Below are 22,949 nucleotides of genomic sequence, written 5' to 3' on the forward strand. Positions count from 1 at the left end.
AAGAACAAATGAGAAGTAACAAAGAAGTTACCGATATGATCGTCAAAAATGTTGGCGGTCCCGATAACATTTCTAGCTTTTATCATTGTGCAACGAGAATACGCTTCACATTAAAGGATAAAAGTAAATTTAATGCCGAATTTTTAAAGCAACAACCTGAAATCTTGGGGGCTGTTCAAGCTGGTGAAGAATCACAAGTTATCATTGGCGCAAAAGTTGGTGAGTACTTTAAACAGATTGAAACTGATTATCACATTTCTAGTGATAGTTCTTCGGAACCTTCACCTGATAAGGAAAAAGTTGGCTTTTTCAGAAACTTAATTAATGTTATCGTTACAATTATGGCCCCAATCATCACGCCTTTAATTGCTGGCGGTATGTTTAAAGTGGTTATTTCACTTTTAACTACTTTTAATCTAATTTCAGTCAAGTCCCAGAACTATGCTATTTTGAGCTTTATGGCTGATGCCGTCTTTTACTTCCTGCCGATGATGCTGGCAGTTAGTGCTGCAGAACACTTTAAGACAAATAAGTTTTTGTCAATTGCTATTGCAGGTGTGCTTTTACATCCCAACTGGGCAGCGTTAGTTGCTGCAGGCAAACCAGTAACTCTGTTTGGAGCACCAATAACTTTAGCTACATACAGTAGCACTGTTATTCCAATCATTTTATGTGTTTGGATTCAATCCTACGTTGAAAAATTCGCTGAAAAAGTCTCCCCTAACGTCATTAAAACAATGCTTAAGCCACTTTTGATTTTTATCATCATGGCTCCTCTTGCTTTAATTGTCATTGGACCAATCGGTTCATGGTTAGGTGACTTATTAGCATTATTAATCAATAGTTTGAACAAATATGCTCCTTGGCTGGTTCCAACTTTAATGGGTGCTTTCTCACCTCTTCTAGTTATGGTTGGAATGCATGTTGCCCTGATGCCAATAGCATCTTTAGGTATTGCTAGTCCCGCAAGAAGCGAGAATATTCTTGGGCCTGGTATGCTAGCTTCGAATATCGCTCAAGCTGGCTGTTCATTTGCCATTGCCTTAAAAGATAAACGTTCACAAAATCGCCAATTAGCACTTTCTGCTGGTGTAACTGCCCTATCAGGAATCACTGAACCTGCTCTTTACGGTGTTACCTTAAAATACCAACGAGCAATTTACGCTGTTATGGCAGCTGGTGGATTAGCTGGCTTTTACGCTGGTATCACTCAAGTTGTTAGATATTCATTCGGTTCACCTGGTATTTTCACCATTGTTAACTTTGTTGGTAAACCAGGTAACTTCTTAAATGCAATCATTACTGCAGTTATTGCCTTTATTTTAGGTTTTATCTTCACCTTTATACTCGCAAAAGTTGAAAAAAATGATTCAAGTGCTTCAAAAACATCAGATACATTAAATTCATCTAATACTGAAAATTACGCTGAATTTGAAGCTGTTAACGCTCCAGTTGATGGTAAAGTTATTCCTCTAGATCAAGTTAACGATGAAGTGTTCGCAAGTGGATCGCTTGGTTCAGGTCGTGGGATTGACCCTGAAACTGATCTAATTGTTTCTCCCCTAGCCGGTAAAGTTACTATGACCTATCAAACTGGGCATGCAATTGGAATCACGTCAGATAATGGTAATGAATATCTGATTCATATTGGAATTAACACAGTTAACTTAAAGGGCGAAGGTTTTGACGTCCAAGTTAAAGAACAACAAGAAGTAAAACAGGGAGATCCTTTGGTTCAAGTTGACTTTACTAAAATTAAGCAAGCAGGATATGATCCGACTGTTTTAATAATTGCACTCAATAAACCTGACAACCAGTTAAATTATGACTCAGTAGATCAAGTAACTGTTGATGATCGAATCTTCAGCACTAGAATTAAAGGACAAGATGATAATGAGTAAAACTTATTCGTTTCCTAAAGAATTTTTATGGGGCGGAGCAACAGCCGCTAATCAACTTGAGGGTGCCTATAATGAAGACGGTAAGGGGTTATCCACGATGGATTTACTTACTGGTGGTGATCATCAGACGCCGCGAAGAATCACACGTCAAATCGAAGACAACACCCCCTACCCTAATCATATGGCCGTTGATCACTATCATCATTACAAAGAAGATGTTAAGTTATTTGCCGAAATGGGTTTCAAAACATACCGCTTTTCAATTGCTTGGTCAAGAATTTACCCTAATGGTTTAGAAAGCGAGCCTAATGAAAAAGGTCTGGAATTTTATGATAACTTAATTGCTGAATTGGAAAAATATCATATTGAACCGCTAGTAACCATCTCACATTTTGAAAATCCCATTGGATTAACACAAGAGTTCAATGCTTGGGCCTCTCGTAAAATGATTCCCCAGTATGTTAAATTTGCTAAGACTGTAATCAAACGCTATCACAAAGATGTTAAATATTGGCTTACATTTAATGAAATCAACATGCTTGCCAAACCGCTTGGAGCGTATATGGGTGGCGGAATGTACTTAGGTGATTCAGAGGTCTTCAATAATACTGAGGAAGACTCTACCCAACTACGTTATCAAGCACTACATTATCAGTTCTTAGCGAGCGCCGAAATTGTTGATTGGGCACATCATTATGATTCTTCATTAAAAATGGGCTGCATGATGGCCTACCGCATGATCTATCCTCTAACAAGCCATCCTGACGATGTTCGCTATGCTCAATATATGACTGAAATCAATAATTTTTACTGTGGTGACGTGCAGGTTAAGGGAAAATATCCTTACTTTGCGCAAAAGTTCTGGAATGACCATAATCTTAAGTTAGATATCACTGACGATGATTTAAAATTGTTACAAAAAGGAAAAGTTGATTTTTATACTTTTTCTTATTATCAGTCATCTACTGTCACTGTTACCCAAGACGATGCTGAAAAAGCAGCTGGTAACTTCTTTAACGGTGTTAAAAATCCATATGTTGAACGTAGTGCTTGGGGGTGGGAAATCGATCCTGTTGGCCTTCGAACAGCACTAAATCAAATATACGAACGTTATGAAATTCCACTAATGGTTGTTGAGAATGGACTGGGAGCAGCAGATCAACTAGTTGAAAAAGATGGTCAATATACTGTCGAAGATGATTATCGGATTGATTATCTTCATGATCATATTGTTGAAATGGCTAAAGCAATTGATGACGGCGTTAACTTAGTTGGCTACACCCCTTGGGGCTGTATTGATCTTGTATCAGCAAGTACAGGTGAAATGACTAAACGCTATGGCTTTATCTATGTTGATAAAAATGACGATGGTACTGGAACTTATAACAGATACAAAAAGAAATCATTTAATTGGTATAAAAATGTTATTGCAAACAATGAAATAGACGATTAATAAAACAAAATAAAAGAGCTTCATAATAGTTGGACTTCAATCTGGCTATTTGGAGCTCTTTTTTCATGAGCAAATATGCTAATGGTTTGTGAAATCTGCTAATCCGGATGCAACATAGTAATTACATTTTTGAGCAAACTAAAATACACGATTCGGTTAAATCCAAATCGTGTATCTAAATGTTATCCAATTATACAAATATTTTGCTACTTAACAGACTAGATACGCTTTTTAAATGCTACAACCATTCCTAAGAATGAAACTGCAACGGCAGAAACACCTGCTAATAACGTCGCCAAAGAATTAGTCTTATCAGAACCAGTTTGTGGCAAAACAGCCGATTTAGCTGCTGTATTTACATTGTCACTCTTGTTCTCATCTTTTTTGGCAGTATCAGTTGAAGCTGCTGGGTCCTTCTTATCTTTGCTAGGATCCTTTTGATCAGAACTTGTACCAGGCTTTTCAATTGGGTTTTGAATTTGTCCTGAATTGTCAGTTACATTGGTCTCATTTGAACCATTGTCCTTAGTATAAATGTAGATTACCTCTTTAGGTGTGTCTTCAAAGTAACCTTCAGTTGGTCCTTGCCAATCCTTTAAAGTGTATCCAGGAATTGCCTTACGCATTGTTCCGTAGCTAACTTGTGTATGGCCGGCAATAGTTTGATCGTCAGCAATCTTATTTCCTGCTTCATCTTGATAATGAGCAACAACTGTAGCAGTTCTTCCATCGTTAACTACTGTAGCAGCAGGATTGGTAGCATCAGCTTTAACAACATTAGTTCCATTAACACCAGCAAAAGCAAATGCTGCTGCAGCTGCGGCAGTCAATAAAGCAGAGCTTTTCTTGATTTTTAAGCTTTCAATTTTCTTCATAATTACTCTCCTAATAGCGTTTTCTATTCTTTAATACAATTATAATATCACAACTTGTTCCCCATACCTAGAAATTTTCCAAGTCTAATTTAAACCAGTTATCTCCCACTTCTTTAGTTTCCAAGTATAAAAATTTTTGCTAAAGAACAAATATCATCGTTTTATTCTAAATTCCCGCTTACTGCACACAATATGATTAGAATACCTCGGGTTTAGTGATGCAAAAAATAACACCTACCAAAAGTTTAAATATACATATATAATAGCTACGGTCATGTATTTTTTATTGTCCACAACGCCAGTGACACTAAACCTATGGCATATTTTTGAAGGGAAATCTTAATGATCAAAATAAAAAAAGTACTATCAGTTGTTGGAGTCAGCTTCTTAGCAATCGCATTAGGTGGATGCTCTTCTAATAACAAGTCGAGCAATTCTAACACACTCACTAAGACTGAACTGCAGAAAAAAGCTTTTAAAGAAAAGTATGACGAAATTAAGCTTGGAGATATTTCTAAAAAGGGTGTCGGCGGTGCCTCCATTACTGAAACCACTGAACTCTTAGGGAAACCAAAGTCCACTAAAACCACTTTAGTTAACGGACTAAAAATCAAAACAATAGGTTGGACTAAAACAAGTGCAGCACTTGTTGTTCAGTTTTATAATAAAAAGGCAATAACAAAGACCATTACTAATTTCAAGTGGGAAAAAACAGCTGGTAAATTAACTCTAAAATCATATAATAAAGTTAAAGAAAATAGCTCTTATGCCAGTCTGGTTAAAAAACATGGTCAACCCGATACATTAAACGAGAACATCGTAATGGGAAAAAAGAACAAGATTGCTTTTTATCAAACTAAAACGAAATCAAAATCCGATAACAATAGTAATCGCGTTACTTTTGTTTTTTCAGACAACAAGCTCGTTTCAAAAACAAAAGCTGAGTTGAGTAAATAGTTTTAAATACTCTGCTCAAGCTACTTCTAAATTTATAATTTAACCTCTCTTAATTTATTCAATCAAAAGGGTCACATTCCAACAATTTAATTGTGGACTGTGACCTTTTAATATACTCTGATTACTTTTTATGACAACATTGCTTAGTAAGATTCACTTTTTGGGACTTACAAAGTTGCTTTCTTTAATAAAGCTGTTCACATTTACAATGTAGTATTCCTTATTCTTTATTCTAATAGGTGAGCCATAAGTCATTACCAGTTTGTTTTTCTTTATTTTTGTTTTTGTTCGGTTGCCATATTGATTATAAAGATATGCATTATGTTTCAAATTAGATTGCTTTGCGTCAATGTTTCCCGCTGCAATATACAAACCATTTGACAGTTCATAATAGCTTCTTTCATTATTTATCTTTTTACCGACAACTTTAACTATTGATCCAGCAGTAAGAATTAAACAATTAGCGCGGGTTCCATTTTTACCATATAGATAGGCATTATGCATTAGCAGTTTTCCATCAAAAATCTGCGAAGATTTTGATACAGTTTCAGAAGTAGATGCAGTTTTCTGAGTATTTACTAGTAAGTTGCTCAATTTGACATAGCGGTTTTTAGCAATAATGTAGTATTTAATGCCTCGAATACGAACAGGTGAACCATACGTTTTAATGCTTTGCCCCCTTTTGAGCTTGCCAGTATTGTTAGTTTTTTCTCCATATTGATTATAAAGGTAGGCGTTTTGCTTTAGCTTTCTAACAACAGGCTGAACATTACCAAATCGAACATAGTACTTCATATTATTGTCATTTTTATCGATTACAATATAAAAATCGCGCCCATTGATAGTCTTTTCACCATAAATTGTAATAACTGAACCGACACCCAAAATGACGCCATTAGTACGCTTGCCAGCATCGTCGTATAAATAAGCATTATGCATCAAAGTGTATTTTTGCGTGTTACTTAGATTATCTTCATTCTTGTCGGCTGCTTTATCAGTGTGATCATCAGGTGCAATCTCTGGGACTGGACTTTGACCTTGTCCTGAATTAACGGTGCTTGTATTATTACTGTCATTGCCGTTTGATGATGGTACAAATTTTTTCCAAGTATAGGTGCCAGGCTTAAGTGTGCCAGCTTGAACTTTTTGAAGTAGTTCACTGCTGGTAAGCTGCGGTTCATTGTCGTTTCCCACCATTCGCCATTTATCGATATAGTCGCTCTTGTTGGACAACTTAATAGGATCAGGCTGGCCTAAGGCCACTTCACTTTTTAACTTAGTTTTTGGGCCTAATACTATCGTTGTGATACCAGGAAGGAACTGAGTAACGACATTGCCATTATCCATAACTGCAACTTTTACCACAACATCGTTTGCCAGCATGTTTTTCATGCTAACAACATTCGTAGTATCAAATGAACTTAAATCTAAATAATCTAGACTAAGCATAAAACTTAGCATGTCATCCATATTAGTCACTTTTTCAGTATTGAAATGACTTAAATCTAATTCAGTTAAATTATAAGCACCATGAAACATATTTTTCATCGAAGTTACGGAACTAGTGTTAAGGCTTGATACTCCTTCAATTTTACTCAAACCCACACAGCCGTTGAACATGAAGGTCATATCCTGAACATTCTTTGAATTTTGTCCAAACTTACCTCCAATGTTTATCAGACCATCTTCCCCATCTGCAAACATATCAGTAAACATGTAACTCATATCTGTTACAGAAGAAGTATCCCAGCTAGACAAATCCAGTGCTTTAATTTTGCTTGCGTAGAACATCCCTCGCATATTAGTGACTTGGGAAGTATCTACTTTATCTAATCCACTTATTTCCGTGAGATTCACAAACCGCGTATCTTTTACATATCTAAACCAGTACTGAAAATCGCCGTTCAATTTTATCTGATCTGTAAACTCGATTTTTTTGACGTTTTTTAAAATGTCTTGATCAGCAAAAGCACCACTACTATCATTTTCACCGGTAATTGTACCCCCGTTAATCTTTAAGCAGTCACTGCTGTCATAGCTCCATTTTGGACCATTTTCACCCCACGTACCACTTTTAACAATAGTCGGTTCAGTTTGAGATTTTACCTGTTCACTTTGTTTTCCTAGATTATCAGTATTTTTGCTAACCTGCTCTTGCGTATTAGAAGTGGCAGAATTGCTCTTGTCTGAACTCTCTTCGCTATTTGTCTGGTTAACAGGCAAACTATCGGCTTTAATCACATTATTATTTGTAAAGAGCAATAAGCTAAGTGTAGCCACAGTTAAGCTGCTACCTAACATTGTACTTTTTCTTCTTGTACTCATATATAGCGTCCTCTGCACTAAGCATTCTTAATTATTATCTTTACACTAAACTTAGCACAAACTAGGAAAAGCACCTTAAAATTAGCTTGTGATATTAACTACTAGTAAAATATTTAATCAACGTTTTATAAAGATATCGGACTTAGAACTCAATAATATATGTATATCTAAGAACTTTATAAGACAATATTTGCTAAAAATGTCGCCTACGCACCAAACTTAATTTTTCCTGCTCTACTATTATTTATTAGAATTTGTAAGGCTAAGAAAAAACCTCTGGACATTTTTCAATCCAGAGGTAATAGATAATATTTTAGCCAATTATACTTTTTGCAGTTTTCTTCAACTATTTTATGCAAATGAACCAACAAGTATATTTTTTCCTGTTTAATGCTTTTTAAAGCAAACTTTTTGTTAATAAATCATTTAAAAAGAAACTAATTTTGCTTCTGCAAGATAGTTAATTCCATTTTTATTTTGAATTACGGCATTATTAAATATGATTTCATAGTTATCTTATCCTTATATTTTTAGCTTTTTCCTCAATTTCAAGGTCATGACTAATGATTATAACTAGATTAGTTTGTGCAATTTTTTCCAATAAACATAATAAATCTGATTGCAATTCAGGGTAAATATTAGCTAGTGGCTCGTCTAGTAAAAAGCAGTGCGCTTTCTTTTTCAAAATAGCAGAGTAAAGCTTTACTAATTGTATTTCACCCGTTGAAAGCTCAGTCATTTTCTTATCTAACACTTTTTTTATATTAAATTGAGAAGAGCTAAATACTTTTTGGAAATATTGATCACCAGAAATACAGTTTTCGTTACTCTCATTTACATACATATCTAAATATTCTCTTACAAGACAATTTGGAAGAATCGTATCTTGGAATAAACAGCTCATATTATCTTCTCTCAACTTTTCCTTATTTATTAAGTCAATATTTATATTGTTTATTAAAATTGTCCCTTTTTTTGCAGAAGTATACAGTCCAGTTATCGTCCTTAAAAAAGTAGATTTTCCTATTCCATTTTTGCCTCTAATAACATAAAAACCAGGATTATTAAAAGTACATGTAAGTTCTTTTGAAAATAAAGTATTTTGTGCCTCCAAGCTAATATTGAAATTATGAACTTGTATATTTTCAACATTAGGAATGACTATTGCTCCGTCTACTTCATTCCGGATAGACATCAATTGATCAATTCTCATGTATGCAACTCGAAAAGACTCAAAGTTAAACAAAATAGAAAAGATTTCATCCACTTGTCCTAATAATTGATTAAAGTATTGGAAAAGAACTGAAAAAGATCCAATTGTCATACTTCCTGATATTACGGCCAATCCGCCATTAATAAACAATATTATCTGGAAAATCAATTGTAAGACGATTTCACAAGTAGACATACCCAAATTAAGAAGAAAGTTTTTTCTTGTAATATTTAAAAGAGAAACTTTGGTCTTTTTCCATCTTCTGGATTCTATTTCTTCCCGTTTATTACCTTTAATTTCAACATATCTATTCAGCCATTCAGCAAATCCAGAAAAATATTCATTGTAAATTCGTCTTAATTCTAAGTTTATTTTGAATATTTTTGGTTTTAAAAAAAGGTACAAAATAATATAGGCTGGTAGCAAAATCATTACTAGCAAGAAAAAGCGAGATTTAGCTTTAATAATATAAATAAAAATTATAATTGAGGAAATAGTAATTGAAACGATTTGATTTACCGTTTGAAACAAGAAATTTAAGATTTCATTAGTATCTTCCGTAATTCTATCTGCAGTTTGAATAGGATCAAGTTTTAAGATTTCTAACGTATCTTTTGAATAAAGCTTCTTTATTATAATATCGTTTACTTCTATGTTTATTTTTCTGAACTTTAGAATTTGAATTTTGTTTATAAAAAAAGATAAAAACAATCTTATTAGGTTTAAAACTATTATCACTATTATATTACGTATAAATGATGTCCTATCAGCCTTATATACTAGTGAATTTAATAGCATACCTTCCAAAATAACATTAGATGTCTCAATGCATGTACTAACAGTACTCATTCCTAAAAAGAGAAAATACTCAAACTTGTACTTGCTATTAAGCTCTTTTAGAACAGCACGCATAAAATCACCTACATAATTTAATTAAAGGATAATATCTTCTAAGGATTGAACTTCTTTTTCTACTTTTATTTCAGGGCCACTACTGACTGAGTTACTCTTTTTATAATTTGGCAAAAAAATACCTTCCAAAAAGCACTAAACACTTTAATATTTGGTTAAAATAAAGTTAATTAAAGACTAATTGAGCGACTTTAAATTGTCAATAAATTTTTATTTATATTATGAAATCTGAAAGCACTAAAACTAGCCGGAACCCTTATAGGTTCTGGCTTTTGGTGTCTAAATCAATTAATCAACTGTACCGATTTAGCTAAATATCTAAGATTAGCCCACTTGCACGTCTACTTAAAAATATAAAGTTTTTTAACTTGTCTTGAACTAATTACAGAAAATTCGAAAAAATAAAAAGCCAGATGATTTATTCATCTAGCTTTTTTAACTTAGACACCCTGATGGGCATTTGATAGGCAAACCAGCTTTTCAATTCGTTAAAAACTTGCTGCTAAGCCATTTTTATATTGGGATATCCGGGCTCGAACCGAAACATGCAGGAACCAGAAACCTGTGCCTTACCATTTGGCTATATCCCAGTGTTAATCACCCGTACGAGAATTGAACTCGTAACTCCACCTTGAGAGGGTGGCGTCTTAACCATTTGACCAACGGGCAAAATCAACAGTAACTATTATGCTTTATACAGCCCTTGTTGTCAAGTGCTTTTGACGCATTTACACTAAAGATTTTCAGCTTAAAAATCACATATCCTCAATAGTTTTTGCTTTCTGAGTTTTGATAAACTTCTTCCTAGCATAAAAATGCAATTATTGTCTTTTCGCTACAATTTTATTACTTTAATTGTATATAATAGTAGGTAAAGTATTTTATGAAGGATTTTTTTATGCTTGATTATTCAGCCACACAAAATTTAATTGAATCAATGGTTTCCGAAAGGATTGTTCCAGGCGTTAACTACGCTTTTATTAAAGACAAGCAAATTTTTACTTCAACAATTGGTTTTGCTAGTACATACCCCAAAGTAACTCAACTCAGTCCATTTGCCCAATATGATTTGGCAAGTCTAACTAAAGTGCTAATTACTGAAAATATTTTATTAAGGCTTTATCAAAACGATGAATTAAACTTTACTGAGCCACTTCAAGATTTTATTCCAGAGTTTCAAGACCAACGAGTTCGCCTTTTTCATCTTCTCACCCATACTAGTGGAATTCGCGGTTGGATTGAGAATCGTGACCAGCTAAACCATGATGAGTTAATACATGCAATTATTAACTTACCTGTAACTGATGAATTTGAGCATAAAATGCGGTATGCCGATACCAACTTCATTCTTCTGGGCTTAGTAATTAAAAGAATCTATGGTAAGCCTGTTCAGGAAGTTGGAGTAGATGAAATTATCAGGCCAATGAAACTCACAGAAACCACTTTTTCGCCTGATAAGGATAACTGTGTTCCAACAGCAATGGTAAACGGTTCTGTCCTCCAAGGAGTGCCTCATGACCCTAAAGCAAGACAACTTGGGAGTGATTGTGGCTCTGCTGGTCTCTTTTCCACAATGTCTGATTTAATTAAAATTTCGGAAGGTTACATTGGCTTAGACGATAATATTCTTCCATATGACCAAGAGACTGTAACTAAGCTTTTTGAAAATAAAAATCCTGCCGGTGTTCAGCCACGTTCTTGGGGTTGGGACTTACGCTTTGACCCTGAATTCAATTACCCAATTATCTTACATACAGGTTTCACTGGAACACTAATTCTCCTAGATCGAGTAAAAAAATCCGGAATGATCGTTTTAACTAACCGTGTTCATCCCACGGGACACAACCAAGTTTTTCTTGCCATACGGGAAAAAATCATTCAGAGCTTTTTAAAAGAAAATGACCAGTAAAAAACAGCTTTTTATAGAAAAGCTGTTTTTTAGTATTAACACTTCTTCTTTGGCCAGAAGTGATAAATTAGATCAACTAAGGCTTGAGCAAACATACCGCCTGCCATCCAATACATAGCCATCATCATCTTATCAGTAAATGTAAAGTAAGCAGTAATGCCATAAACAATTACCCAAACAATCTTAAAAAACAAATTATCACACATCATAGGTAAAAACCCCTTTCATTTATTATCCAATTATACCTTTTTTCATAGTAAAAATGGGGCTTTTTTAGGTTATTTAATGGGCTTAACTTTAAAAACCAAAAATTTATTCTAATTAGTGTTATCATTTCAAAATGTTTACATTCGTAGGCAATAAGCAAACTTTTCAAAAATACATTTTGCTATCACAAGACATCATTTATTTCTGGAGTTATGTAATTTAATTAGTATTTAAACAGCAAAAAGGCTTGAACTAGGTTCAAGCCTTTTTAAATCATTAATTAAAAAATCCTGGAATTGTAACAAATGCACATGAATGTGGTGGCATTTCGAGTGTTAGATGTCCATCTTTAACTTCAATGTTTTCTTTCTGTAATTTAGAGCTTTCTCTTAACTGATCAATTTCTGATTGCTTAAGATATTCTGGCTTTCCAATTTCTTCCCACTTTTTCATTGGGTTGGCATGATTGGAATCAATTCGTTCTATCCAGGCATCATACGCATTATCTTTTCCTAAATCAATTTTAACTTCTTCAGTTTCAATTGGCTCACTTGGAACATTATGGTTATATGCTAAGACTTGTAGATCATTACCTTTTTGAACAGCTAAAACTTCAGCAGTACTTTCAGTATCATTTTCCACTTTGATTCGCTTTGTTCCTAGCTCATGGAAAATTTCAAATATACGGTAAACTGGCTTTTCAATACCTTGAACTGTCTGTAAACCATATCCACCATGGAAGACCCCTGGCTTTTGAGATTGTTCTTCAAAAATATCAGTAAAAGTAAAGAATGAGTAACCATCCACTAGGCCGTCATTATCTGCTAAAGTTTTTGCAACCATTGCAGCAGCATATGGTTCATCATGAATCATATCTCCTACCATTGCTGAGACGTTCCACTCAGTATAATACAGTGGATACCCTTTCGCCTGCTCGTGAGATTGAGTCGTCATTTTCTTCAAAACTCCACGGTGATAATCCATTTGTTGTTGTTCAGAATTCTTGAAAAATTCTTCAATACCTAAGCCACTCTTCCACAGCGGATCATCCGTTGGATAGTGATGAGTTGTAATAAAATCAAGTGGAACACCATTTCCTTCACAGAAATTAATCATATCAGGAATCCATGAATTAAATGAAGTTGCAGGTCCACCAACACGTAGATTTTCATCTACCCTTTTAACTGTTTTAGCTGTAATTTCATACAAATGGAAATAGTCCTCTTGCGTTCCAGCAAAGAATAATGGTAAGTTTGGTTCATTCCATACTTCAAAGAACCAAGATTCAACTTCTTTTTTACCATAGCGATCAATAATATGATTTAAAAATCGCTCAACCAAATCTTCCCAAAGTTCATCTGATTTCGGCATAGTATTATTTCCACCATATACAAAGACTCTGCCTTCACCAGAAGCTAAGCATGATGGCATAAAACTAAGTTCAACAAAAGGTTTCATACCAATACCCACAAGAAAGTCAAATACCTTATCGACATTGATAAAGTTGTACGTAATTCCTTGAGAATTGCCTTCAAAATCAAAATTTTCGATGCAAACACTCATTTCGTCATCAAAAATACCATGAAAACGAACATATTTAAATCCCAGCTCATTATGTGCTTTAATCAGCTGCTCGCGATAATCTTCTCGTAAAGCGGTATATGCATGACAGCTCCCGACACATTCTTCCCAGTAGTGTGGAAACTTAGTTTCTACTTTTCCATTAATTTTAAAATTATTCATTTTTGTCTCCTTATTTAGAACACTGCAAGCTCTCAAAAGCAATATAAGGATGCGCTTACAAAGATTAATTAAAGTATACAAGTACTTAACATCCCTTGACCATATTCAAAAAACAGAAGAGTTATAGCTATTTCCCAGTTGCTTGAAAGCGCGTTCAATATTTTTTTGTGATTGTTAAATTTAGAGCCCTAAACTTATTAATTTCTCCAACAAAAAAAGTTTTGAACCTAGTTCAAACCTTTTTATTTGAAGAATCCTGGAATTGTAACAAATGCGCATGAGTGTGGTGGCATTTTGAGCATCAGTTGTCCTTCTTTAATCTCAATGTTTTCTTTCTGCAATTTAGAGCTTTCTCTTAACTGATCAATTTCTGGTTGCTTAAGATATTCTGGCTTTCCAATTTCTTCCCACTTTTTCATTGGATTGGCATGATTGGAATCGATTCGTTCGATCCATGCATCATATGCATTATCCGTTCCTAAATCAATTTTAACTTCTTCAGTTTCAATTGGCTCACTTGGAACATTATGGTTATATACTAAGACTTGTAAGTCGTTACCCTTTTGTGCGGCTAATACCTCGGTAGTACTACTTTGACTACTTTCCACTTTGATTCTCTTTGTTCCTAACTCATGGAAAATTTCAAATATGCGATAGACCGGCTTTTCAACTCCATCAACTGTTTGTAAACCAAACCCTCCATGAAAAACACCTGGCTTTTGAGATTGCTCTTCGAAAATATCACTAAAAGTCCAAAATGAATAACCATCAACTAAACCATCATTATCTGCTAAAGTTTTTGCGACCATTGCAGCAGCATATGGTTCATCATGAATTGTATCGCCAAGCATAGCCGAGACATTCCACTCAGTATAATATAAAGGATAATTTTTCGACTCTTTCTTTGTTCTAGCAGTCATTTCTTTTAAAATGCCACGATGATAGTCTGTTTCTTTTCCACCTGTCTGCTTAAAAAACTCTTCAATATCCAATCCACTCTTCCATAATGGATCATCTGTTGGATAATGATGAGTAGAAACAAAGTCAAGTGGAACATTGTTTTTCTCACAAAAGTCAATCATTTCAGGAATCCAAGAATTGTATGAAGTTGCTGGTCCTCCAAATTTAAGTTTATTATCAATCTTTTTAGCTGTTCTTGCTGTCATCTCATATAGATGGAAATAATCTTCCTGTGAACCAGCAAAGAATAGTGGCAAATTTGGCTCATTCCAAACTTCAAAGAACCAGGTTTCTACTTCTGACTCACCATAACGATCAATGATATGCTTGATAAAACGGCTAATCAACTCTTCCCATGCTTTATCAGACTTAGGCATTGAATTATTTCCACCGTAGGCAAATATTCTACCATTGCCAGACGCAAGACATGAAGGCATAAAACCCAATTCTAAAAATGGTTTCATACCTATTTGAAGTAGAAAATCAATAATCTTGTCAATATTAATAAAATTATACGTGATTCCCTGAGAATTACCTTCAAAATCAAAGTTTTCGATGCACACACTCATTTCGTCATCAAATAAACCACGGAAACGAACATATTTAAAACCTAGTTCATTATGCGCTTTAATTAGCTGCTCGCGATAATCTTCTCGCAAAGCGGTATATGCATGACAACTCCCTACGCACACTTCCCAGTAATGTGGAAAATTAGTTTTTTCATTCTGCTCTGCTTTGAAATTTAACATGTTTTTTCTCCTCTTATTGAGCTAATATGCTCAAATTATCGATGTATCCGTTTTCAATTGTAATTTTATTATAAAGTATGAATTTAAAAGCAGACCATATCCAAAAAACAGGAAATAGCTGTTCTTTTCCCATCTTTCGGAATAATTCGTATAAACTAGAGTAGCCATTTTTTAATTCCAACTTTTAAGCTAAACAAAAAAGGTTTGAACCCAGTTCAAACCTTTTATTAACTTCTAGTATACTTTATTAACTCATTAACTGATATGCTTGATCTAATACTTTGGCTCCATCCATCATACCATATGCTTGCATATCAATTACTGCTAGTCCAATGTTTTTACCATCAACTTTTTGCTTAAATTCGTTTTCCATATAACGAACCTGAGGTCCAAGTAAAATGCAGTCAATTTTGTTTTGCGCAAGGTTGTCATCTGCTTCCGCTGCAGGACAAGCAAAAATTTCCACATCTTTTCCTTGGTCTTCAGCTGCTTTTTGCATTTTAGTAACAAGTAAACTTGTGCTCATTCCTGCAGAACAGCATAGCATAATTGTTTTTTCAGCCATATTAAAACTCCTTATTTATCTATCTCTAATTTAGTAACATTTTTAGCGTTTGTGGCAATTACTTTTTGATAAAAGTAGAAACTATCTTTTGGATAACGCTTCATATCACGTTCAGAATTATTGTCACGATTAACAAAGACTAAGCCATATCGTTTATCCATGCCATCGTTAACACTTAATAAGTCCAAAAATGACCAAGGATTAAATGAAATCACATTTACCCCATCCTTAATTGCTTCACGTAACTCATAAATATGTCCGTTAAGGTACTTAACCCTCTTTGAATCGTGAACTTTTCCATCTTCAAGCTCCTCACGTTCTGGCCAACCACATTCTGTAATAATAATTGGAATGTTTGGATAACGATCATTAACCTTTTGCAAGGCAAAGCGTAACCCAACAGGATCATATGAAAAGTCCCATTCAGAGTTCATTAAGCGGTCATCTCTAACCTTCTCCACATTAGAAATAACACCATCAAGCATTTTAGGGCTTTCTTCATCGCTTAATTTGAATATTGAAGTTGAGTACCAGTTTAAACCTAAGAAATTAGCTCTTCCTTTTTGCAATATCTCAGTATCATCTTCATGTACATCAAGTGTTATATTGCTATCCTTAAGGTAACGTAAATAATAGCTCGGTAATTCACCACGAAGAGCAACGTCCATATCAATGAAGGAAATCATATCTTCCATTGACTTACTCTTTAATGCATTAGCAGAAGTATGATCGTAAGGGAAATTGGTCATATATGATACAGCTGGACCTATTTTGGAATTGGGAAACATTTTATGACACAGTGAGTAAACTTTAGCTTGAGCTAAAAACATATTGTAGTTTGAATTCTCGCCCTTTTCCCTTAAGCGATGCATATCGGTGTCGTTAATTCCATTCATAGCTGGTACATTGGCAATTAGAGACTGTTCATTGATAGTTAACCAGTATTTTACACGGTCGCCAAATTGTTCAAAAACAGTTTTAGCATAGCGGTAGTAATCATCAATGGCTTTTCTATTAGCCCATCCACCATATTGTTTAACCAAATCTTCTGGACAATCAAAATGGAACAATGTAACTATCGGCTCAATTTTATTTTTAACCAATAAGTTGATTAGCTTATTATAAAAATCAATGCCCTTTTGGTTTGGTTCCTCATCATTACCATGAGGATAAATACGTGCCCAAGAAATTGAAAAACGGTAACTTTTTAGGCCAAGCTCAGCCATTAAGGCTACATCTTCTTCAACATGATGATAATGATCAGCTGCAACTGAAGTATCTATATACTTGCTTTTCTGTGAACGTAAATCAGCAACTGTAACGCCTTTACCGTCTTCATTAGCTGCACCTTCAACCTGAAAAGCTGAAGTACTTGCTCCCCACAAAAAGTCAGCTGGAAAATCGTCCTTGAGCTGCTTTTGAATGCTCATTTTTATTTACTTTCCTCCTCTAATGCTTGCTTGTCTGCAACCTTAAAGAATGGAAGATAGATTGCACACATTAATGCAAAGTTGATAATCCAAATAACTGCACCTTGCCAGCCCATAATCATTGCATCAGCAACTAATTTAGGCATTGTCCAAGGCATACCCATTCCTAAACTTGGATTGTAATTAGTAATGAAGCCAATTTTAACAGCTAATAAAGCTACACCACTCGATACAAAACTAGATAAAATAAATGGAATAAACATAATTGGGTTTAATACAATCGGCATACCAAAAATGATTGGCTCGTTGATGTTAAAAATGTTTGGTAAAGCTGAAACTTTGAAAAATTCCTTGTAACGCTTAGACTTACCAAAAACTAGCGCAACTAGAACTAAACTTAGTGTAGCACCAGCAGCATCATTATTTGCAAATGAAAATACAACTAGATTACTTAAATATGGGATAGTTTTCCCAGCTTGATATGCTGGAGTACTACCTACCATCATTGAAATTACAATTGGAATAATAACTGACTGAATAGCAGCTGGATGTATACCAAAGGTAAATAATAGGTTGGATAATACCATAATTAAAATTAATGTAATTGGTGAACCACCTACATGTAATAATGGAGTTGTAATTAGCTTATTAACAAAGTCAAAAACATTTCCAAATGGTGAAAAGTCAAAAATAGCTCTTACAATAAATACGCCAACAAAAATAATAATTCCAATAATTAAAGGTTCAATAGATGAACTAACCATGCTAGGAACTGAATCAGGTAGTTTAATTGTTAACTTCTTGTTTCTACTTAATTTAACATAGAAGACACCAATTAAAATTGATAGCAAAATAGCAACAATTATACCTTCACTACCTAGATAGTTAATCTTAAATGCATTAATTGGTGTTTTGCCTGGAATAACTTGCGGCATCAAAATGAAAAAGCTGGCCAAACTTAATAGACCTGACACAACACCGTTTGCCTTAGACTTTTGAGCATAGTCATAAGCAATTGTAAAGGCAATGAAAACAGCTAAAATGTTCATTGTACCGTTAACGATAGCAGTCATGGATGGTGTAATACCAACTTTAGCAAACCAATCTGCTACTGGTTTAATTGGAAAACTGGCAAAAATAGAGAAAATAGACGCACCAATTGTCACTGGCAGTGTCATAACCATTCCAGATGAAATACTTTGCAGGACCTTATTTTGTCCTAGCTTATTTGAAAATGGAACTAGATACTTTTCTAGCCACTCTTGAAATTTTTTCATTTCTTAAACTCCTTAAATAACATAAATCGCTTTCAGCAAAACAAAGTATATAAGTAAAAAAGAGGCATAACCATATTCAAAAAACAGAAAACATGTGTCCTATTCCCAGTTCTAGTATTTGTAAATATAAAAAGACCAGTTTCAAATTAAAAACTGGTCTTCTGTTTACTTAGATGTATTTTTCTTTGGAGGTGCTGAGCCATTATCAGCACTGGCATATCTAGATTTGGTAATTAAGCTTCTTTTTGTTTGTTCTTTTCTACTCTTGAACCAAAGCGAGTAATGAACAGTGCAGCAGCAGTTACAGCTGAGATTACAATTCCTGCAATATAAGAATCATGTCCTGGTGCAATTTTTACTGCTGCAAGTAACATTGGAACAATCATTCCCGCAATTGAACCAAGTAATGTATTAATTGAAATAGCCAATGGGAATTGCTTCTGGTCTGTCAAAAGTGACATTTCAAATGGAGCTGTGGCATTAACTAGAACAATCCCCATTCCTGAGAAGGCATTACCGATAATGTGAAGCACAACATTTGATGAGAATACAATACAGATGAATGATAGCGCGAATGCAACAAATCCCCAAGCAATTGTATCGCTCTTTGTGAACTTTCTAATATAAGTTAAGAAAGTAGCAGTAATAATACCACCAACGTTACCAAGTGCTGTTACCATTGCCACATATGCAGTTCCTTTTCCTTGAGCAGCCAAAACGATAGATTGGTTTGCAAGGAAAGTCATCATTGCTAATGAAAGCATGAAGTTTACAAGGTAAAGTACATAAACAAGACCACTAAAGTTCTTCAATAGCTTCCAGAAACTTGTCTTTTCGCCAGACTTCTTATCTTTGTCTGAACTTGTAAGCTTACTATCTTGTGGAATCAATAAAAGTGCCAAAATGAAGACAATTAAAGCTAATGCGTATACCCAGAAAAGATTACGCCAATTTGCACTTCCGAGAACTCCACCAAGAGCGGTAAAGATCATCATTCCGACGTTAGTAACACCTGTTGCCCAACCCATTGTTGTAGCGCGAGCTTCACCTTCAAAGTTTTCTTGTAACAGCACTGGCACAACGTTAGTAATTGTTCCTGTACCAAAACCTACTAAAACCATGCAGGCTAAAATAATATTTAAGCTACTGCTGTAGATAGCTGGAATAACTCCAGCAATTCCAACAACAGCAACTGCTAAAAGACCTAAATTCTTTCTGGTCATTTTAAATGTCAAGTAGGCAAATAAAGCAGTAGCAATAATTTGACCTAATTGAGGAATTGAACCAATTAATTGAACTTTAGATATTGGTTCAGATGGAAATGATTTTGCAATCGCAGCTATAGCTGAAGTTACAGCAGTCGAGAGCATTAACAATAGGTTCATACATAGAATACCTATCGCTTTGGATATCTGTTTTTTATTCATTAAATTCTTCTCCTTAGCTAGAATTCGCTTCCAGATTTCACTTAAAAAGTATATTAGCCAGAGCAAGAACTTGACCATATCCAAAAAACAGAAGAATTATATTCATTTCCCAGTTTTGATAAAAAATAACACGTACAAAAAAAGCTGACAAGATATTATATCAGCTATGTTTTCAACTATTTTTATTGCGATATTCGGCTGGTGAAATCCCAAAGTATTTTTTGAAAATTTTATAAAAATATGATGGATTTTCATAACCAACTCGATTTGCGATTCGTTCAATTGGAGCTGTGGTATAAGTCAAATATTCAGCAGCAACATTTATTCTTTGCAGATGAACCAGCTGAATAAAAGTTTTACCTGTTTGTTTCTTAAGATAATCAGACAAATAATTAGGATTAAAACCAAAATGCTTAGCCATTTCTTGTAAGCTTATATGACTATAGTGCTTTTCGATGTATAAAAGAAGTGACAACAGATTATTATTCTTTTTGCGATAATCTTTTACTTTTATTTCTGAATTTGCTGTCTGACGAATTAAACGCGAAAAAAGTGTGAGCATTTCCAACCTAATCAACTGGTCAGATTGAATATCAGGATGATAATATTCATCAATTACATCATAGATAAGCTCAATTATTTTTCGATCATGATTTGTTTTGAATAGACTATATCTTCCTTCACCATATTCTTCATCAGACAAAAGTGAGAAAAGGATATTCGAGATATTTGAACTATTCTTTTTGTTCTTTATATAATCTAGTTCATTTAGTGAAAAAGCTGAACTGCGCAAAGAAATATTAACTACTATGCCATTTTTGCTAATCGGCTTCACTTTATGAACCGTTCGATTGCCCATAAAAATCAAATCATCCTGATTTACCTTGACTTCTGAATGCTCTAATACCACAGTGCAATTCTCCACTAAAGGTATCATAATCTCAATGTAATTGTGAAGATGGTACGGTACGAATGATTCAGTTGGCTGTACCGCAATTGAAATTGAATTACTATTCAAAGTTAAATTATCTGAATACGTATCAAAAAAACGATAAATTGGCTCATCGTTTACTTTACCTACCCTTTTGGTCAAATTACCGCTTTTTTTAACAGTAGCAAGCACATCTTCCCAATCTCTCGGCGCATTGTTCTTCCTAAGTAAACTCAATACTTGGTCTTTCATTTTTACCTCCTTGTTATGATAATTTCCACCTCAAAGCATTTAAAAACAAAACTGTGATATCAACACAACTTTTATGACTTTTGGCAATAGCACAAAAACAAACACTAGATTAAAATAAACTCGAAATCAATTTATATTTATAGCACACGGAGGAAAAATATGACAGACTTATCGAAAAAGCCTTATAACTTGTCTGCTTCACAAATCGACTTTGTAAAGCAAAAAGTAGCAAGCATGTCAACAGAAGCAAAAATTGGACAGTTATTTTTCGTTATTGGTGAAGACGAAGAAAATACAGATTTAAAAGAATTCGTTGAAAAGTATCAACCAGGCGGAATTATGTACCGTCCTGACGCTGCCAAAAAATTGCAACATGAAATTGCCACTTCACAAGAAGTAAGTGATATTCCACTATTAATTGCCGCAAACCTTGAAGCTGGTGGTAACGGCTTGGTTAATGAAGGTACTTGGCTTGGTCGCCCTCTTCAAGTAGCAGCAACTGATAATCAGGAAAACGCATATAATCTCGGTGATGTTTCAGGTTATGAGGCAAAACAAGTTGGTGGCAACATGTCTTTTGCACCAATTGTTGACCTTGACTTAAACTTCCGCAATCCAATTATGAACTCACGTACTTTCGGTAGTGATAAGGACCGCGTAATTAAAATGTCCGATGCAGAAATCGAAGGACTTAATGCTAATCACGTTATTCCTGTTGCTAAACACTTCCCTGGTGACGGTGTTGATGAACGCGACCAACACCTTTTAAGTTCGATTAATTCACTTTCTGCTGATGAATGGATGGAATCATACGGTGAAATATACCATCACTTAATCGAAAATGGCTTGCCAAGTATTATGATTGCTCACATTATGCAACCTGCTTGGGAGCAAAAATTACAACCAGGAATTGAAGATAAAGATTTGCGTCCTGCTTCAACTTCCAAATTGTTAATTGATGGCTTGCTTCGCGACATTTTAAACTTCAACGGTTTAACAATTACGGACGCTACGCCAATGATTGGTTACAATGCAATCATGCCTCGTTCTGAAGCTTTACCAGCTACAATTAACGCAGGAATCGACATGATCTTATTCAACAAAGACATTGACGAAGATTATAAGTTCATTACTGATGCAGTAGCTAACGGCACAATTTCAATGGACAGAGTGAATGAAGCTGTTACTAGGATTATCGGAACTAAGGTGGCACAAGGTGTTATGAACACTGATTGTGAGCTTTGTGAACCTGCTTCAAGTGATATTGACTTAAAGCTTGCTGAGCATGAAAAGTTAGCTGCCAAAGTTGCAACTGAATCAGTTACGCTTGTTAAAGATCGTGACAACTTGTTGCCAATTACACCTAAAAAATACCCTCGTGTTCGCCTAGTAGTTTTAGGTGACAACGATGACGGCGGTTTTAAAGAAGGTGGCCAGGTTACTGCCAAATTTAAGGAAAAGCTTGAAGAAAAAGGCTTTGAAGTTACTGTCTTTGATCACCAACACTTAAATTTCCAAGAAGTATTTGCAGGTGGTGTTCAATACGAAAAAGACCAATTTGACTTAGCTTTTTACGTTGCTAACGTTGAAACTGCTTCTAATCAAACCACTACCCGTCTTGACTGGATTCACTTAATGGCTGCTGATGCTCCATGGTTCATGAAAGACATTCCAACTGTTTTTGTTTCAACTTGCAACCCATATCACCTCTTCGATATTCCAATGGTTTCAACTTATGTCAACGCATATACAGGTAATGACGTTACCATTGATGCATTGCTAAGAAAGATGACCGGCGAAGAAAAATTCATCGGTACTAGCCCAGTTGATCCATTCTGTGGTCGTTTTGATACACGCTTGTAA

Annotated in this window: 16 protein-coding genes and 2 tRNA genes; 5 read left to right on the forward strand and 13 right to left on the reverse strand. The window is 34.6% G+C overall.

The genetic code is table 11. The features are described 5' to 3' along the window. Nucleotides 1–8: 8 nt before the first annotated feature. The gene (locus tag H3R21_RS02200; RefSeq protein WP_198182678.1) at nucleotides 9–1,901 is read left to right on the forward strand and encodes a beta-glucoside-specific PTS transporter subunit IIABC; all 1,893 of its coding nucleotides are present in this window, start codon (nucleotides 9–11) and stop codon (nucleotides 1,899–1,901) included. Beyond that, nucleotides 1,894–3,354: a glycoside hydrolase family 1 protein gene (locus H3R21_RS02205; protein ID WP_198182680.1), complete on the forward strand. Its 1,461-nt coding sequence runs from the start codon at nucleotides 1,894–1,896 to the stop codon at nucleotides 3,352–3,354. The genes H3R21_RS02200 and H3R21_RS02205 overlap by 8 nt, the downstream gene beginning before the upstream one ends. 218 nt (nucleotides 3,355–3,572) lie before the next feature. Here H3R21_RS02205 and H3R21_RS02210 read toward each other — a convergent pair whose 3' ends face one another. Continuing rightward, the gene (locus tag H3R21_RS02210; RefSeq protein ID WP_198182682.1) at nucleotides 3,573–4,229 is read right to left on the reverse strand and encodes a MucBP domain-containing protein; all 657 of its coding nucleotides are present in this window, start codon (nucleotides 4,227–4,229) and stop codon (nucleotides 3,573–3,575) included. Nucleotides 4,230–4,571: 342 nt separating this feature from the next. Here H3R21_RS02210 and H3R21_RS02215 point away from each other — a divergent pair, with 342 nt between their 5' ends. Next, entirely contained in the window at nucleotides 4,572–5,186 is a 615-nt protein-coding gene (locus tag H3R21_RS02215; RefSeq protein WP_198182684.1) for a DUF3862 domain-containing protein, read from the forward strand. Nucleotides 5,187–5,339: 153 nt separating this feature from the next. Here H3R21_RS02215 and H3R21_RS02220 read toward each other — a convergent pair whose 3' ends face one another. The 4 genes from H3R21_RS02220 to H3R21_RS02235 form a co-directional block, all read right to left on the reverse strand. Beyond that, nucleotides 5,340–7,511 (reverse strand): SLAP domain-containing protein, encoded by a 2,172-nt coding sequence (locus tag H3R21_RS02220; protein WP_198182687.1) that lies wholly within the window; start codon nucleotides 7,509–7,511, stop codon nucleotides 5,340–5,342. 511 nt (nucleotides 7,512–8,022) lie between these two features. Next, nucleotides 8,023–9,636, reverse strand: coding sequence for an ABC transporter ATP-binding protein (locus H3R21_RS02225; RefSeq protein ID WP_198182689.1), 1,614 nt, complete (start codon nucleotides 9,634–9,636; stop codon nucleotides 8,023–8,025). Between the two features lie 518 nt (nucleotides 9,637–10,154). Next, nucleotides 10,155–10,226: transfer RNA gene (locus H3R21_RS02230), tRNA-Gln, on the reverse strand. 7 nt (nucleotides 10,227–10,233) lie between these two features. Further along, nucleotides 10,234–10,305 (reverse strand) — tRNA-Glu (locus H3R21_RS02235). Between the two features lie 229 nt (nucleotides 10,306–10,534). On the opposite strand from H3R21_RS02235, the gene H3R21_RS02240 reads away from it, so the two are divergent. Continuing rightward, nucleotides 10,535–11,545: a serine hydrolase gene (locus H3R21_RS02240; RefSeq protein ID WP_198182691.1), complete on the forward strand. Its 1,011-nt coding sequence runs from the start codon at nucleotides 10,535–10,537 to the stop codon at nucleotides 11,543–11,545. 35 nt (nucleotides 11,546–11,580) lie between these two features. Here the strand turns inward: H3R21_RS02240 and H3R21_RS02245 are convergent, their stop codons facing one another. The 8 genes from H3R21_RS02245 to H3R21_RS02280 all read right to left on the reverse strand — a co-directional run bounded on the left by H3R21_RS02245 (nucleotide 11,581) and on the right by H3R21_RS02280 (nucleotide 21,086). Beyond that, a complete protein-coding gene (locus H3R21_RS02245; RefSeq protein ID WP_165775957.1) occupies nucleotides 11,581–11,754 on the reverse strand; it encodes a hypothetical protein in 174 nt (57 codons plus the stop codon). Nucleotides 11,755–12,028: 274 nt separating this feature from the next. Beyond that, nucleotides 12,029–13,495, reverse strand: coding sequence for a hypothetical protein (locus H3R21_RS02250; RefSeq protein ID WP_198182693.1), 1,467 nt, complete (start codon nucleotides 13,493–13,495; stop codon nucleotides 12,029–12,031). 242 nt (nucleotides 13,496–13,737) lie between these two features. After that, entirely contained in the window at nucleotides 13,738–15,204 is a 1,467-nt protein-coding gene (locus H3R21_RS02255; protein ID WP_198182695.1) for a hypothetical protein, read from the reverse strand. Nucleotides 15,205–15,451: 247 nt separating this feature from the next. Beyond that, on the reverse strand, nucleotides 15,452–15,769 hold the full coding sequence (locus H3R21_RS02260) for a PTS sugar transporter subunit IIB (protein ID WP_074425497.1): 318 nt from the start codon (nucleotides 15,767–15,769) through the stop codon (nucleotides 15,452–15,454). A gap of 11 nt (nucleotides 15,770–15,780) precedes the next feature. Further along, nucleotides 15,781–17,199 carry a glycoside hydrolase family 1 protein gene (locus H3R21_RS02265; protein WP_198182697.1) on the reverse strand — a complete coding sequence of 473 codons (1,419 nt, stop codon included), beginning with the start codon at nucleotides 17,197–17,199 and terminating at the stop codon, nucleotides 15,781–15,783. Between the two features lie 2 nt (nucleotides 17,200–17,201). Beyond that, nucleotides 17,202–18,476, reverse strand: a complete 1,275-nt coding sequence (locus H3R21_RS02270) for a PTS sugar transporter subunit IIC (protein WP_046306619.1) — start codon at nucleotides 18,474–18,476, stop codon at nucleotides 17,202–17,204. Between the two features lie 233 nt (nucleotides 18,477–18,709). After that, nucleotides 18,710–19,903 carry an MFS transporter gene (locus H3R21_RS02275; protein WP_198182699.1) on the reverse strand — a complete coding sequence of 398 codons (1,194 nt, stop codon included), beginning with the start codon at nucleotides 19,901–19,903 and terminating at the stop codon, nucleotides 18,710–18,712. 172 nt (nucleotides 19,904–20,075) lie between these two features. Then, nucleotides 20,076–21,086, reverse strand: coding sequence for an AraC family transcriptional regulator (locus H3R21_RS02280; protein WP_198182701.1), 1,011 nt, complete (start codon nucleotides 21,084–21,086; stop codon nucleotides 20,076–20,078). Nucleotides 21,087–21,245: 159 nt separating this feature from the next. Here H3R21_RS02280 and H3R21_RS02285 point away from each other — a divergent pair, with 159 nt between their 5' ends. Continuing rightward, nucleotides 21,246–22,949 carry a glycoside hydrolase family 3 protein gene (locus H3R21_RS02285; protein ID WP_198182703.1) on the forward strand — a complete coding sequence of 568 codons (1,704 nt, stop codon included), beginning with the start codon at nucleotides 21,246–21,248 and terminating at the stop codon, nucleotides 22,947–22,949.

Source organism: Lactobacillus sp. W8172 (assembly GCF_016102055.1).
GTDB lineage: Bacteria > Bacillota > Bacilli > Lactobacillales > Lactobacillaceae > Lactobacillus > Lactobacillus apis_A.

Excerpts from the sequence above, each read along its gene's own strand:
- H3R21_RS02270 (WP_046306619.1), bottom strand. The coding sequence starts at position 18,476 with ATGAAAAAATTTCAAGAGTGGCTAGAAAAGTATCTAGTTCCATTTTCA.
- H3R21_RS02280 (WP_198182701.1), bottom strand. The coding sequence starts at position 21,086 with ATGAAAGACCAAGTATTGAGTTTACTTAGGAAGAACAATGCGCCGAGA.
- H3R21_RS02245 (WP_165775957.1), bottom strand. The coding sequence starts at position 11,754 with ATGATGTGTGATAATTTGTTTTTTAAGATTGTTTGGGTAATTGTTTAT.
- H3R21_RS02275 (WP_198182699.1), bottom strand. The coding sequence starts at position 19,903 with ATGAATAAAAAACAGATATCCAAAGCGATAGGTATTCTATGTATGAAC.
- H3R21_RS02205 (WP_198182680.1), top strand. The coding sequence starts at position 1,894 with ATGAGTAAAACTTATTCGTTTCCTAAAGAATTTTTATGGGGCGGAGCA.
- H3R21_RS02260 (WP_074425497.1), bottom strand. The coding sequence starts at position 15,769 with ATGGCTGAAAAAACAATTATGCTATGCTGTTCTGCAGGAATGAGCACA.
- H3R21_RS02200 (WP_198182678.1), top strand. The coding sequence starts at position 9 with ATGAGAAGTAACAAAGAAGTTACCGATATGATCGTCAAAAATGTTGGC.
- H3R21_RS02250 (WP_198182693.1), bottom strand. The coding sequence starts at position 13,495 with ATGAATAATTTTAAAATTAATGGAAAAGTAGAAACTAAGTTTCCACAC.
- H3R21_RS02265 (WP_198182697.1), bottom strand. The coding sequence starts at position 17,199 with ATGAGCATTCAAAAGCAGCTCAAGGACGATTTTCCAGCTGACTTTTTG.
- H3R21_RS02225 (WP_198182689.1), bottom strand. The coding sequence starts at position 9,636 with ATGCGTGCTGTTCTAAAAGAGCTTAATAGCAAGTACAAGTTTGAGTAT.
- H3R21_RS02215 (WP_198182684.1), top strand. The coding sequence starts at position 4,572 with ATGATCAAAATAAAAAAAGTACTATCAGTTGTTGGAGTCAGCTTCTTA.
- H3R21_RS02285 (WP_198182703.1), top strand. The coding sequence starts at position 21,246 with ATGACAGACTTATCGAAAAAGCCTTATAACTTGTCTGCTTCACAAATC.
- H3R21_RS02240 (WP_198182691.1), top strand. The coding sequence starts at position 10,535 with ATGCTTGATTATTCAGCCACACAAAATTTAATTGAATCAATGGTTTCC.
- H3R21_RS02210 (WP_198182682.1), bottom strand. The coding sequence starts at position 4,229 with ATGAAGAAAATTGAAAGCTTAAAAATCAAGAAAAGCTCTGCTTTATTG.
- H3R21_RS02255 (WP_198182695.1), bottom strand. The coding sequence starts at position 15,204 with ATGTTAAATTTCAAAGCAGAGCAGAATGAAAAAACTAATTTTCCACAT.
- H3R21_RS02220 (WP_198182687.1), bottom strand. The coding sequence starts at position 7,511 with ATGAGTACAAGAAGAAAAAGTACAATGTTAGGTAGCAGCTTAACTGTG.